We start from the raw sequence: 15,060 nt of genomic DNA on the forward strand, positions 1-15,060 counted from the left end.
TGTCTCACTGTAATTTACAAAAATGTAACTTATAAAAAAGACACGTAAGTGATAGGTTTTATTTCAACTAAGGTAAAGAAAGAATAAAAAAAGCCCTGTACATTTGCATGTTCTGGGCTTTTCGAATATTGACTAACTATTTAAGATTAAACAGCTTCTTCCTCAGAAGTGTCACTTGGAATGACAAAGTACAAACACGGTACGATGAACAGTGCCAAGATGGTAGATAGCGTCAAACCACTGATGATTGCCCAAGAAAGCGGTAACCACATTTTTTGACCAATTGCCAATGTAACCATACCTGCAACAGTGGTTAGCGATGTAGTTAAAATTGGACGTAATCTATCTGCGGCGCCTCTTGCTGACGCTTCAAGTGCAGACATACCGTTTTTACGATAAGTATTCATGGTATCAATCATTACAATTGAGTTGTTCACCACGATACCAATCAAAGCAATGATCCCCACCATCGCCATAAACGAGAACGGCATACTCAGCAAATAGAAACCAAAGAAAGTACCTGTTAATGCCAGTGGAATAGCCGCCATTACAATACCCGGCTGCTTAAAGCTATCAAACTGAAGCACAAGTAGCGCAAATACTAAGAACAACGCAAGCACCAACATTACACCGGCAGATCCAAACACCTCTTTAGAGCTTTCTGCTTCACCACCAAAACGGAATTTATATCCTTGTGGCCAAGACTTCATTTGCTTTTGTAGCATCGGCTCTAAATCGGCATTAATTTCGCTGGCCGTTCTGTTATCGGTATCGGCAAGAACGGTAACGGTACGTTTACTGTCTTTATGCAAAATTGCAGTGGCTGATTCTCTTAGCTCAATATTGATAAGCTCAGATAACGGTACGCTACGACCATCAGGCAAGGTAATATTAAGCAAGTTAGTTTCATAAAGACTTGTTGGTCCACCAATTTCACCATTACGACTTGGCCATGAGTAACCCATAAAGATATCAATATCTTCTTTAATGCCACCCAATACGAATTTACCTACCTTGTCGCTAGTCATTAACAAGCGAGTCTGGTTAGCTAAATCTTCAAGGCTAATACCGTAAAAGTTTAAGGCTTCCATTTTCGGCGTTGCTTTAAACTCAATGTTTGGTAAGCCTAAGTTATGACGAACGTTCGTTGCACCTTTGATGGATTTCAAATCGTCAATGACTTGATTGGCGATGGTTCTAAGCTGCGCCATATCATCGCCTTCGATTTGGATCTGTACTGGCGATTCTGAGCCTGCACCACCTAACTCAGGTGTAATTAATACTTTGCCACCAGGGCATGAATCAATCGCACTATCAATTGCTTTACTGATTTCAGGCACATATTGATAAGCTAGTTTTTCTCGGTCACTCTTAGGTACAAAAATCGTGGTAAATCCAACAAAACCCAGTGATTTAGAAGGCAATAACTGATCCGATGGAGAAGTCATACTAAACTGACTTTTCTGACCTACGTTTTCAGTGACGCTTTCAAAGTAAGGTTGCTGTCTCAGTTTATCACCGACAGCAGTGGCACATTGTTGAGCTTCTAGCAAAGAAGTCGTTGGTGCCATTTCAACTAAAATACCCATATTGCGACCATCGGCTTTTGGCATCATTTCCGAAGGTAAGGTACTCAACGCCATTAAACTCGCCACGAAAGCAGTAACCGCAATGCCTATCCAAGTTAATGCCACTTTTTTAGAACTTAAAAAGCGTTTCTCTAATAAATTAGCTAACTTATCGCTGTATGTTTCAGTGATTTTATCGACTTTGGTTTTTTGAAGCTTAGTGCCCGCTTTAGGTAGTAGGTATTTAGATAATGGTACGCAAAGTAGCAATGCAACAATATAAGAGGCAATCAAACAGGCGATAGCCGTCATCGGCATTGAGCGAATGAACTTACCCACCATACCTGAAATACCCAGCAATGGAGCCATTGCCAAAATGGTCGTCAACTGTCCCGTTAATGCCGGTATCCCGTAAGTTTTTACGGTTGCAAGGGCTGATTGACCAAAGTTCTTGCCCTTAACGAACATATTATCGTGCATGCCTTCCATCATCATGATGAATACATCCACAAGCAAGCCAAGTGCGATAACCATACCAATGATCACGATCTGGTTAAGAGAGTAACCAAATCCAGCAATTATGATTAAGCCACCAGCGAAAGAAATCGGAATGGCAAGACCTGCAATTAACGCTTCACGCCAAGTTAAGCTGATCAAAAGCACGACAAATACAGCAATCACTGATTGCCAACCATTGTTGAATACATTCATCAAATCACGATGAATATTGGTAGATTCATCAACAACAATTGAAGCATCAACGCCTTTTGGCCATTCAGGGCTCGCTTTTAAATCATCAAGAACTTGTTTAGTGTTATCGATAATTTCAATTGCATCTGTTCCCGGCTGCTTAGTGATTGAAACACCAACGGCACGAGTGAAGTCTTTACCACCTGAACTAAAGAAAGTACGCGTACGCTCTTCTGCGGCTGTTCTTTTAACTTCAGCCACTTCTTTTAACAGGACGACACGATTTTGCTCAAAACGCTTAATTGGGAGATTTTGTAATTGCTCGACACTTCTAAAGCGTCCTGCAATTCGGAACGTCGCACCAATTTGTTCACCGTCAAAGCGTCCCCAAGGCATATCCAAGTTAGCCGCTTGTAGTGCATTGCGAACATCGACAGGAGAAATACCAAGCGCATTCAGGCGTGAGCCAATCAAACGAACCATGACGATGTCATCACGGTCACCGGTAATTTCTGTTTTATTTACACCAGAAACACGTTCAAACTGATGCTTAATGGTTTTCGCTAAACTGGTTAACTCCGAAAGAGGTTTGTCGCCATGCAAGCGAATACTAAAGATAGGCTTATCACTAACACTCGCTTGAACGACTTTAGGTTTATCAGCCGCTTTGGGTAAGTCACCTTCAGCAGCACTTACCTTGCCACGCAAGCGTGTCATGGCATCTTTAGCATCAACATTGGATTTAAACTCAACATTGATTACTGAATAGCCCGTAAAGGAACCACTCTGAATGGTTTTTAAGCCTTTAAGGGTTTTGAGTTCTTTCTCAAGCTTATTCGTAACCGTTTGTTCAATACTTTGCGCATCACCACCAGCCCATGTGGTTGTAACCGTCGCAGAAGCGATTTCTAAATCAGGTTGAGATTCTTTTACCATGTTGGAAGCTGATAGCCAGCCACCAACAATGATGATCAGTAATAATAATTTGGCAAACGTCGTTTTTAAGAAAAAGAAGCGTTGAAAAAACGAGGGTGCCTTGGATTGTTCTTGGCTACTCATTTTTTACTACCCTTGGTTAGATTCAGATAATTGCTCGGTTTTAGCCACTTTTACTTTAAGGCCATCACTCATTCGTGCTTTACCACGAGTTACAACGCGATCGCCAACTTTAAGACCAGAAACAATTTCAACACCCTCCGTTCCTAAAATGCCTAATTTCACTTCACGCTTATGAACTTCATTATTGGCATCAATCACAAACGTAAAGTGCTTATTGCCTTGATTTATTAGCGCATTCATAGGAAGTACTAGCGCATTTTGCTTTTGAGCAACAGCAATCCAAACCGTAACAAAGTCACCATTTAGCAGTGGCTTAGTAACCTCAGTGCTGCGAATACGAGCTCGGATAGAACGGTCTTTAGGATTAACCGCAGGACTTACCGATAATACTTGAGCAGGTACAAATTCATCAGATAACGATTGGTAATTTTTTTCACCAATCACTTGCAACTTAGCTAGGGTTTCTTGATCAATAATGTAAGCTGGTTGACCTTTCTTAACATAACGGCCAGTGTATAAAGGTAGGTTTACTTCTACTTGGAAATTCTTTGGATCAATCAATACGATTGGAGCAGTTCGTGCTGCTGAATCTTGATTAGTGGTATCAAACTGCTGCGGTGTAATGTAATCACCCTCACGAATGTTGATAAAAGCAATTTGGCCGTCAAATGGCGCGCGCAATTGGCTATCGTCTAGTCCAACTTCTAATCTGTCTAAATCGGCTTCAGCTTGACGCACACCAACCAGTGATTGCTGATAATCTGCTTCGTATTGCTCATATTGCTGCGCACCAATAACACTACGCTGTTTAAGCTCTTTACCGCGAGCAAACGCTTTTTTAGCTTGTCTTAATTTAATTCGTGCGGAATCAAGTTGAGCTCTAGCACTTTTAATTTGTTGACTACTTTTTCTATGGTCAAGCTCAGCTAGAAGTTCACCCTTTTTAACCGTATTTGATGGGCCTTTAACATAGTCACCTTCTTGGAGTGTTTCACCGTTTTCTGAAGTTTTAATAAAAGCAACACGTCCAGAGTTTTGGAAAACAAGGTATTCACGACGTACAGATTTGATCGTACCTTGAGCATACTGATATTGGCTGATTTCAGCCTTTTGCATTGTATAAGCTTCAACAACAACTGCTTTGGGGTCTTTTGCCATTGTCGGAGCAGTGAATAGTGGAGAGCATAACAAAATAGCAATCGCTATTTTTCTACTCACGATATTGAATATGGTTTTATGAATCAATGTAATTTCCCCCAAAGTTAATTAAATCATTTATGAAACGATTGAAATTTATTAGAATCAGATAGTTAAATGTCGACATTTTATACGTAGGACTTGCAATTTTACGCCTATTTAAACATCAGCCTCAAGGTTTTTATCAACAGATTTTTGATTTGCCGATACCTCTTGTTGACTCACATGGACTCCAACTAACCATGCGACCATTACGGTTAAATATATTTGCCCAACAACGGCTTCCAACATTGCGAAAGTTTCAGAAAAAGGATTGTTTGGGGAAATATCACCATAACCCAGTGATGTTAAGGTAACGAAACTGAAGTAAAAATAATTATACTGAGATTCTATCGAATTAGGCTTCATCGTAAATGAATTTGGCAGGAAAAGATCACAAAGAATGTAAATAAAACTCCACAAAAAACCTAATAATAAATAGATGCAGATACTGCCTGCAATAATATCTCCTGTAATTCTCTTCGCTTTAAATACAGCTTCCATTAACACTAGCGTTATGAATCCGATAAATAGAATATTGGTAAACATGTCAATAAAAAGACTTGATTTAAAACCCGAAAATCCGATTGACCAACTACTAATAAATGTCGGTACGGCAAGAAAAATCCCTATCCATAAAGTTCGTTTATTCTGGCTCACTGTATAAACAGAAAACAGCAAGAATATACTCATACTAAAACTTAAGAAGTAACCAGCAAATGGCATGTATATAGAGAAAGGAAACAACGCAATCATCATTAAAATTGTTGCTAATAATCCTCGTAAGCCTACTCTAGTGAATTTTTGTTGATAAGTGTAATTAGAACTGAGATTGCCTCTAGTCATAGCTGATTAATGACTCATAAAACAAATTTTTGATAGATGTGTCTAAGTATACAAATTAAACCTTTAATCGAATGTGAGGTAGATCGTATTTTTGGGTGTAACAAACGTAAAACCCTTTATATTAAATAAGTTAGAGTCATCAAAATCTGACTAATTATAAAGATTTTATAATTAATTTATTTCTAGAAAATCTCTATGAGGCAATTTTGGAAAAGGTTTACTTGGCAAGGTTTGATACCAGAAAGCCACGGACGATATATCGTCTTGCAATGGAAGATATCTACGTTGCTCAACATCGCCCCCCCAGTTTCCAAAGTCACGCCAACCTAAAGCTTGAACGTTTACTTTGAGTTGTTTTTCAAACCTAATGGGATCGTGGATGTGCCAACGGTACATTCCAAATCTATGTTGAGAGCGATAAACACCGTCAGGGCGTTGTACTTCAGGGACTCCAGCATAAGCCGTTGAGTATTCGGTATAGGCATTTTCGCGACTGGGAACAGCAGTACCGATATCGTAATTGTGTGAACCAAGAAAATAGTCTTCCGTCCCCGTACCACAAATGGTTGGGAAGTCTTTATCTTCATCCATAAAGAATTTGACTTCTCCCTCACCCCACCAACCATTACTGTTACAGCCCCAAGTCATGTAAGTACCTACATACTGCCCTTGCCCTTCAACACCATCAAGAATGGTGTGCAAACCTTTATATGGAACAGGGTTGGTACGACGGAATTGAGCGTGAAAATAAGCACAATCAGACGGTACTTGAGTCTCGGTGTAGTTTATTTGAAAATACACTACAGCTTTTTGTAGCGGGTCTCTATTTTCAAGCGTAATACGAGCATTTTTACGAAACGGCATTTCCCAAAAGCAGTTCAACGCCATTCCCGGATTCACGCAAACAGGCAAAGAGTTAACATGGGCATAATTTTCTAACCCACAACAGAAGAAATCACCTAACGGGACTTCAACAGAAGGATGCGACTGGTCATCCCAATACATTCTTAAAATTAAGTCACGTTTTTTAGGTCCGATACAAGCAAGCCAGATTTGCTGAATCGCACCTGAGCCATTGATATCAGCAAGTGTTAGAGTGTCATTACAATCAATCTCAAGACTAGGAGAGATTTTCCATCCTTGCCCTAAATCTCTAGCAGGTATGGCTCCCATACCTTCGGTTGCCATTCCACCTTTTCCCGCTTCACCAGTCATGTTTTCAGGAGAAATTGAACGTGATTTAGCAAACGAAAGTCGAGAGAGATTGCCTAGGTTCATCCCTAATCCGTTAAACTCATGCATGATTATTCTCTGTTATTTAACCTGATCTCTGTATAAAGAAATCACAAAAGTTCTGTTTTTATAAATAAGAAATAAATTCAATCTACAGTGCTGCTAATTCGGTGTAGTTCAAGACAGAGCAGTCCGCAATAGCCAGCCTATTTTGGGCTGTTCTAACGCAGAAATACGCATAAGTAGCTGTGCTGTAGAGGTTTGCTTATGCAGAGCTCAGGTTATTTAGCATCATATCCCAATTGCTCTGACATACGCGCAGCAATTTCCCCCAATAAGACTTTGACTGATTCAAAATCCATGGCGTTAGTATTATCAAGGTGAGATAAATAAGGCACGACAAGAGCTGCGATTACATTCCCAGAATAATTAAAGATTGGGAATCCAATGTCTTTAACCCCAGCGATTTGTTGGCTCTCAACATTTTCAAAACCTTGGGCTTTCACTCTGTCACAAATTTCAGTAAGTACATTTTCAGGTAAATGCTTAGATGCGGGAATGCCATCCATCATTACTGTACGGCTATCTTCGTCGGCAAAAGCCAGTAATACGTGACCTGAGCAAGTATTTTGCAAAGGCACTTTAGCCCCAATTCGAATCCCGAACCTTTGGTCACTTGGGCTGTCTTTTTGCATGATCACCACACCTTCAGAACTCCGCTCAACTACTAAATGGCATGATTGTTCTGAACGATTAGAGAACTCTCTCATAAGTGGTTCTGCAATCGCAGTAATACGCTTGATATCAGGCAATTGATGAGCAAGCCCAAATAGCTTCATCGAGATGATGTATTTATCTGAATCTGGAATAGTACTAATGTAACCACGTTCCTCTAGTACAACTAACATTCTGAAAAGTTCAGATTTTTGCCTACCTAAAAGATCGCTGATTTGTCTTAGGCTCAACCCTTCTGATTGACTCGCCATCAACTCTAAAATATCTAATCCTTTACTTAGCGCAGGAGCTGAATATTGTCGTTTTTTGGTTTCTGATTCCGACATGTTTTTTCCGTTTTTATTTTTTGTAATTTTGACTTAAAACAAATACTAAATAAATTTACGATCGCTTACCGTTAACCCATGTGTGAAGGATTTTTTATTGGCATCGACCGCTACAAAATTCGCTTTACGATTAGGAGTAATTTGCCCAAGGTCATTTAAACCTAATGCTTTCGCTGGATATAAACTCGCCATTCTAACAGCTTCAAACCAATCTATGTTCGCAAATTTTGCAGCATTGTTCACCGCTGAAATCATATCGAGATCTGAACCGGCAAGAGAACCCGCCGCATTGACACATTTACCATTTTTTGAATAAATCTTCTCACCGTTTAAATAGAAATAATCTCTGTCAGAACCAACGGTCGCCATAGCGTCCGTCACTAAAATAGCACCACCCTGCTTTTTACTTCTCACTGCAACTTTTAACGAATCAGGATGCATGTGATAGCCATCAGCAATAATGCCAAACCATGAATCATCATGCGCTAAAGCCGCCCCAACCATTCCTGGCTCTCGGCTATTAAATTGTGTCATAGCATTAAATAGATGGGTAACGCCAGAAACACCCGCTCTAAAACCATCCATAGCTTGCTTGTAATTAGCGTTTGTATGTCCAGCGCAGACAATAATCCCTTTTTCACAAAGTCTTATTATCATTTCTGGTGACGTTTGCTCAGGTGCTAGGGTGACAATGGTTTTACCTTTTTTCAACGAACAAACCAGATCAAAACCTTTATCATCCAGTAAACAAATTTTGTTAGCATCATGTGCGCCCTTTTTTTCTACATTAAGAAATGGGCCTTCTAAATGAATACCTATAATGCCATCAACGCCTTCTTCTATCGCTTCATCAGTGGCAACAATCGCTTGCTCCATCACCTCATAATCATCGGTGATCAAAGTAGGCATCATTGCGCCTGTACCAAATAAGCGATGTCCTTGTGCCATCGTTGTTAGTGTTTCAACACTTGGTGCGTCATTGAACATAACCCCACCGCCACCATTGACTTGCAAGTCAATGAAACTTGGTATTATTAAGCTATTTTGAAGATCTGTATCAACTTCAATATTTCCATCTAGTGTATCCATAGATGTCACAGATACAATGCGGTCAGCGTTAAAAACAACTGCATGATCCTCATAAAGTTGATGTCCATCGAATACGTTTGCATTTATAATTGCTTTCATTTAATGAGTCTCTATTCTTCCTGCTAACGCTGCACCACGAACCCCACTTGAATCACCAAAACTTGGTGCCAAAATATGTGGTGATTTGAGATCACCAAATAAATATTCTTCAACGTAATTCGGTAATTCTTGATATAAATATTCAATATTTGATAGCCCACCACCAAGAATAATCACATCGGGATCAAAAGCTAATACTTGTTGAGCAAGGAACTGCCCTAAGCAGTCTAAGTAACAGTTGATGACGGTTTTTGCATTAGAGTTACCAAGGTTAAGATCAGTCACAATTTCATGTGTATCAGCATAATCGAATCCCAAATGTTGACTGACAAACAGTAAACCAGAGCCTGATAGATACTTTTCATAACAACCTGATAATCCACAATTGCATTGCTTAATAGGGAATTGATACTTTTGTTGAAGATTAGCGTGAATACAAGAGTGACCTATTTCACCAGCAACTGCTGACTTCCCGAGATGAATGGTTCCGTTAATACATAACCCAGCCGCCACACCTGTACCTAGCACCACACCAAGTACAGTTTCAGATTCATGATTTTTTCGAGTAATGGCTTCTGACAACGCAAAAGCTCGAACATCATTAACAATCCCTACTTTTCTATTAAGTTTTCGTTCTAAGTCTTCAAGTAATTGTTTACCGCATAAGCAAGGAATATTAACCGTTGTGACTCGCCCGTCTCTATCGATAACTCCTGGCAGCCCTATTCCAACCGAACCTTGAGACGAAAACTTTTCATCTGCTTGTTTGACCATTTCCAGCACTGTTGATACAAAGGCAGAATAATCATTAGTGGGTGTTGGTACGCGCCAACTATCTAATATATTTATATTGGAATCGAATATAGCGATCTCAATTTTTGTACCACCAATATCAAAGCCATACATCAACATAATGGGCTCGCCTTACTAAGAATTAATTAGATAATTAAAAACAATATCACGATTAAGAAACTTATCTCAATTGCTTAACTTGGTCAGCAACTCTTTGATAGTACTCTGTGTTTTCCAAATTAGATGCTGAATGCTTATCAAGCAACACTGTAACACTTGGGTGCATTTGTAAAATAGAAGCTGGGCATGATGCTGATACAGCACCTTCTATCGTGTCTCTCACCGCCTGAGCTTTATCCTTACCAGTTGCAACCAATAGTATTTCTTTAGCATCCATAATAGTGCCAATACCCATAGTCATTGCCATGGTGGGTTGAACTTCACCCTCTTTAAACAATCGGCTATTCGCCTTTAAGGTAGAATGAGTCAGGGTTTTTAAGCGTGTTCGAGATGAAAGACTGGACGATGGTTCGTTAAACCCAATATGCCCGTTATGTCCAATACCCAGCAACTGAAGATCAATGCCTTTTTTTTCTGCAATTTTGGCTTCGTAATCTTCTGCCATTTCTTGATTATTTTTCGCATCTACACACACTGGAAAGTGCGTATTTTCAATTTGAACATCAATAGAGTCGAATAGCTGTTCACGCATAAAGTATTGATAGCTTTGTTTATCCTTTGATTTCAAACCAACATATTCATCGAGGTTGAAGGTAGAGACATCTTTAAAGCTAACTTCACCATCGTTAAATTTAGCGATTAGCTCTTGATACGTTTTAATAGGTGTAGAACCCGTAGCTAAACCCAAAACCGCTGATGGCTTTGCCGTCAATAAGTCTACAAACATGCTTGCTGCACGTTTTGCTACTAATGATTCATTTTCAAAAATGATGACTTCCATCTTTTTCCTATTGAGCTCTTCAATATCTTATAGGTGAACTTTTCATTAAGTTAATGCTATCTAAAGGAAAAATAGTGCGAACGCCAACAGAAGCGTACATCCATGTACTGACGACCGTTACATCCTGTAACGGACGGTTGTCTTATCGCACTATTTTTTCCTCACTGACATCAGTCAACTCACCTTACTAATCTACAACTAACCAATTACGCCTTTAGTCAATATCACATTACCATACAGGCGAGTCTCATTGGTCACTACTACAGCATAGGCGCTTTTCACTTGTTCATAAAAAGCAAAACGTTCAATGCTCTGATGCGCAACTTCTCCACCCGGACCATTTGAGGCGATTTGATAAAACTCGGAGACAATTTCCGGAACTGCAGTAGGATCACCAACCACTTGCATAGTATGAACTGGCGCTTCAACATAAGTATCTAAAGGCAACAATGACACTATGGCTTCTAGTACTTGAGTTGCACTGGCACCGTCAAGTCGTACTAATCGCTGGGCATGGCTATCGGCGGGAAAATTTGCATCGACAATGACAATTTGATCACCATGCCCCATGCTCCGCAAAATGTGAAGCAATTCAGGAGACAATAGAGGGTTAAAGTTATATAGCATTGTTATCCCATATCATTAAATAATTAATATAAATCAAAATGATGAATAAAAGGTTAGAAATAGGTCGACTGTCCGAGGCATGGATGTCGAGGTCAAGCGCCCACGGATGGGTTCACAGCGTGTCGACGTTTTCTATCCTGTATTTAAGCCGACTTTGCCGCAACAACGACTTGCTTTTGTTGACCTAAACCTTCTATACCAAGCTCAATCATATCGCCTTCATTCAGATAAACTGGTGGTGTTTGACCTAAGCCAACCCCTGGTGGAGTACCAGTTGAAATCACATCACCCGCTTTCAAACTCATAAACTGGCTTAAATAACTCACAAGAAACGCCGGTTTAAATACCATGGTATTCGTATTGCCGTTTTGATAACGCTTACCGTTCACTTCTAACCACATTGGCAGATTACAAGGGTCAGTCACTTCATCTTTAGTCACTAAGTATGGGCCGATTGGGCCAAAGGTATCGCAACCTTTTCCTTTATCCCATTGACTGCCACGTTCAAGCTGGAAGTTACGCTCAGACACATCATTGCAAACACAATAACCGGCAATGTAATCCATCGCGTTCGCTTCATCGACGTACTTACATTCTTTTCCGATAACAATAGCCAATTCAACTTCCCAATCTAACTTCTCGCTATTACGAGGTTTTTCAATGGCATCATTGGCGCCTGAAACTGCACTTACTGCTTTGGTGAAAACTTCTGGCTCTGGTGGCAGTGGCATACCAGATTCTGCTGCATGATCGGCATAGTTCAAGCCAATGCATAAGAACTTGCTTGGATTAGCCACACAAGGAGCAAATCTCGCATTTGAATAAACTTTGGGTAGAGAATCAAAATCGACTCCATCAAGCACGCTTAAATCAGAGAGTAATTTTCCATCAATATCATCAACTACACCTTCCAAACTACGAACATTTCCTTGTGCATCTAATATACCCGGCTTTTCTTGCCCTTTCTCACCAAACCTTAATAGCTTCATTATGATAATTCCTTTCTAGCTTAACTTTTGATTTTCCAAACCCCTTGTCAGTATCAAGGTAAACAATAATGCGATAAGACAACCGTCCGTTACAGGATGTAACGGTCGTCAGTACATGGACGTACGCTCCTGTTGGCGTTCGCATTATTGTTTGCTGCTATAATAAGCAGCCCCCTTTCGGCTAATCGAAAATGCATATTTTTAATTCGCCCAACCACCATCAATCACATGGCATTGACCTGTGGTATAAGCTGAATCATCACTGGCTAAATAAAGTGCCAGTTGCGCAATTTCTTCAGCTTTACCAATACGCCCCATCGGTTGACGTGCAATAAATTCAGATAACGCTTTGTCGTAATCACCTGTACTGGCAAGGCGCTCATGTAAAGACGGCGAATCAACAGTTCCAGGGCAAATCGCATTACAGCGAATACCTTGAGTAATAAAGTCAGCTGCAACCGACTTTGTCAGACCAATAACAGCTGATTTTGATGCACTATAAGCAAATCTATTTGGCACACCTTTAATAGAACTGGCAACAGAAGACATATTGATAATTGAGCCGCCTTTATTTTCTAGCATTTTAGGAAGAAATGTACGGATTATTTGATACATGGCTTTGGCGTTTAAATCGAATGCAAAATCCCACTGTTTTTCATCGCAATCTAAAATCGAACCATTGGGTACAACACCAGCACAGTTAAATAAAATATCTGGTGTTGGAATTTCATTCGCTAATGTTTGAATGCAATCTAAGTCAGTTACATCAAGTTTAAAATTAGTGATATTTGGGTGCTCCACCAATAGCGATTCATTGATATCAGTGGCGATGACCTTCGCCCCTTGCTCTGCGAATAACAATGCCGTGGAGCGCCCAATCCCCTGAGCAGCTGCGGTAATAAGTGCAACTTTACCTTCTAAACGATTATTCATTTTAAACCTTCTAACTGATAAAACTTAGCCGCATTTGCGCCCATAACTTGTTCTATTTGCTGTTTGTTAAATCCTGAACGTTTTAGCATTGAAACACTCATTGTGTTCCACTGTTCGTAACTTGTGCTTGATAAATTAATTACAGGCCAATCACTTCCCCACATTAATCTCTGAGCACCAAAACGAGTGCAAAGTAAATCAACATAAGGCTGGAATACACTTATCTCTGAGTATCTTGGCGCTTCAGTAACAAGACCCGAAAGCTTGCAATAAGCTGATGTTTTTTCAGCAAGTCGAGTCATATTTTCAGCCCAAGCAGTGAATTCTTTTTCAGTAATATTTGGCTTCGCACAATGGTCAATAACCACTTTCAACTCAGGGTACCGTTTAAGTAAAACCAATAAGTTAGAAAGATGTTTTGGCAGTACCAGAGCATCAAAGGTTAAATCCAAATCTATAAGCGTTTTGAAAACAAGGTCAAGCTCAGGATTTAACATCCAATCAGGATCATCAATATCCTGAATCATAGGACGCACGCCTTTAAAATAAGGATTAGCACTAAGTTTTCTTAAATGCTCAGTAGCTGCTGGATTTTCAAAATCAACCCAACCAACCACACCAGCAACAAATGCAGTTTTCTCTGCGATTTCTAATAAAAATGCAGTTTCTGCTAGCGTTGGAGCTGCTTGCACCAAAATCGTCTTATCGATTTCATTTTGCGAAAGAATCGAAGTGAGATCGGTAGGCATGAAATCTCGATAAATGGAATTCAACTCAGGTGTTAACCAACCATAATCACCACGACTTCTTTTCCAAAAGTGCTGATGACTGTCGATTCTTATTGTTTTTGTCATGATTTCGCCTTTGGAATTGGAGCAGAGTCTGACACTAAGCCTTGTTGCTGCATAGCAATCCAAAACTCAACGGGTATCTCTTGGTTAAACAAGTCCAAAGTCGATTGGATCATGTCAGCTTTGCCAACACCAGGTATTACACTAACGATAGAAGGATGAGCCAATGGAAATTGCAACGCAGCTGCTGGAAGCGGGACATTAAATTCATCACAAACAGCTTCAATCCTAGAGACTCGTTCAATCACTTCTTTTGAAGCAGGCGCGTAATTGTAATAAGGTTCGCTAACACCACGCGTTCCCGTTGCTAAAATCCCAGAATTGTATGGACCACCAATTATGATTGAGCAATTTCTCTGCTGACACTTGGGCAAAAATGAATGTAGGGCATCTTGCTCGAGCAAAGTGTATCGGCCAGCTAATAAGAAACAATCCCAATCACCGTGATCTAACGCTTGTTCGCAGACTTGATATTCGTTAACACCTAAACCAATGGCTTTAATGACACCTTGTTGGCGTAATTCATCCATCGCCTTGTAGCCACCTGCCATGGCTTTTTGAAATAGCGTTTCGTGATCATCACCATGGGTCACGCTACCAATATCATGCATGTAAAGAATATCAATTCGGTCAAGCCCTAAGCGCTGCAAGCTATGTTCGAATGAACGCATTACACCGTCATAACTGTAATCATATTGGATATCAAAAGGCATGGCTGATCGAAAGCCATGGCGCTCTTTTGTATAACCAGCAGGGGTTAGGATTCGACCAACTTTGGTAGAAAGTACATAGTTACGTTCAGTTTTTGAACGAAGCATATCTCCGACTCGACGCTCGCTCAGCCCCTGACCATAATGCGGTGCGGTATCAAAGTGTCGAAAGCCTTTATCCCATGCTTGATGTAATACATCGCTAGCATCTTGCTCACTGATGGCTTTATATAAATTACCAACCGATGCACAACCAAAGCCGAGACTGTCAACATGCAAGGATGTATTACCGATCTTACGTTTTTCTAGCACAGTA

Annotated in this window: 13 protein-coding genes; all 13 read right to left on the reverse strand. The window is 40.1% G+C overall.

The window, feature by feature from the left end:
* Positions 1-146: 146 nt before the first annotated feature.
* On the reverse strand, positions 147-3,317 hold the full coding sequence (locus E2H97_RS10940; RefSeq protein ID WP_133407174.1) for an efflux RND transporter permease subunit: 3,171 nt from the start codon (positions 3,315-3,317) through the stop codon (positions 147-149).
* A gap of 6 nt (positions 3,318-3,323) precedes the next feature.
* A complete protein-coding gene (locus E2H97_RS10945) occupies positions 3,324-4,535 on the reverse strand; it encodes an efflux RND transporter periplasmic adaptor subunit (RefSeq protein ID WP_170308291.1) in 1,212 nt (403 codons plus the stop codon).
* 138 nt (positions 4,536-4,673) lie between these two features.
* A complete protein-coding gene (locus E2H97_RS10950; RefSeq protein ID WP_133407176.1) occupies positions 4,674-5,399 on the reverse strand; it encodes an ion channel in 726 nt (241 codons plus the stop codon).
* 171 nt (positions 5,400-5,570) lie between these two features.
* Positions 5,571-6,701 (reverse strand): glycoside hydrolase family 172 protein, encoded by a 1,131-nt coding sequence (locus E2H97_RS10955; RefSeq protein WP_133407177.1) that lies wholly within the window; start codon positions 6,699-6,701, stop codon positions 5,571-5,573.
* Positions 6,702-6,913: 212 nt separating this feature from the next.
* Complete coding sequence (locus E2H97_RS10960) at positions 6,914-7,693, reverse strand: IclR family transcriptional regulator (RefSeq protein ID WP_133407178.1); 780 nt, start codon at positions 7,691-7,693, stop codon at positions 6,914-6,916.
* 45 nt (positions 7,694-7,738) lie between these two features.
* Positions 7,739-8,881 (reverse strand): N-acetylglucosamine-6-phosphate deacetylase, encoded by a 1,143-nt coding sequence (gene nagA, locus E2H97_RS10965; protein WP_133407179.1) that lies wholly within the window; start codon positions 8,879-8,881, stop codon positions 7,739-7,741.
* Positions 8,882-9,793 (reverse strand): ROK family protein, encoded by a 912-nt coding sequence (locus tag E2H97_RS10970; RefSeq protein WP_133407180.1) that lies wholly within the window; start codon positions 9,791-9,793, stop codon positions 8,882-8,884.
* A 61-nt stretch (positions 9,794-9,854) separates the two neighbouring features.
* Positions 9,855-10,634: a glucosamine-6-phosphate deaminase gene (nagB, locus tag E2H97_RS10975; RefSeq protein WP_133407181.1), complete on the reverse strand. Its 780-nt coding sequence runs from the start codon at positions 10,632-10,634 to the stop codon at positions 9,855-9,857.
* A 198-nt stretch (positions 10,635-10,832) separates the two neighbouring features.
* On the reverse strand, positions 10,833-11,261 hold the full coding sequence (locus E2H97_RS10980) for an RbsD/FucU family protein (RefSeq protein ID WP_133407182.1): 429 nt from the start codon (positions 11,259-11,261) through the stop codon (positions 10,833-10,835).
* Positions 11,262-11,404: 143 nt separating this feature from the next.
* Positions 11,405-12,250 (reverse strand): fumarylacetoacetate hydrolase family protein, encoded by an 846-nt coding sequence (locus E2H97_RS10985; RefSeq protein ID WP_133407183.1) that lies wholly within the window; start codon positions 12,248-12,250, stop codon positions 11,405-11,407.
* A gap of 201 nt (positions 12,251-12,451) precedes the next feature.
* Positions 12,452-13,183 carry an SDR family oxidoreductase gene (locus tag E2H97_RS10990; protein ID WP_133407184.1) on the reverse strand — a complete coding sequence of 244 codons (732 nt, stop codon included), beginning with the start codon at positions 13,181-13,183 and terminating at the stop codon, positions 12,452-12,454.
* Positions 13,180-14,037 carry an amidohydrolase family protein gene (locus tag E2H97_RS10995; protein ID WP_218938212.1) on the reverse strand — a complete coding sequence of 286 codons (858 nt, stop codon included), beginning with the start codon at positions 14,035-14,037 and terminating at the stop codon, positions 13,180-13,182. Before E2H97_RS10995 ends, E2H97_RS10990 begins: the two co-directional genes overlap by 4 nt.
* Positions 14,034-15,056, reverse strand: a complete 1,023-nt coding sequence (locus E2H97_RS11000; protein ID WP_133407185.1) for an aldo/keto reductase — start codon at positions 15,054-15,056, stop codon at positions 14,034-14,036. The genes E2H97_RS10995 and E2H97_RS11000 overlap by 4 nt, the downstream gene beginning before the upstream one ends.
* Between the last annotated feature and the right edge of the window lie 4 nt (positions 15,057-15,060).

Origin of the sequence: Parashewanella tropica (assembly GCF_004358445.1) — a bacterium.
Classification (GTDB): Bacteria; Pseudomonadota; Gammaproteobacteria; order Enterobacterales; family Shewanellaceae; genus Parashewanella; species Parashewanella tropica.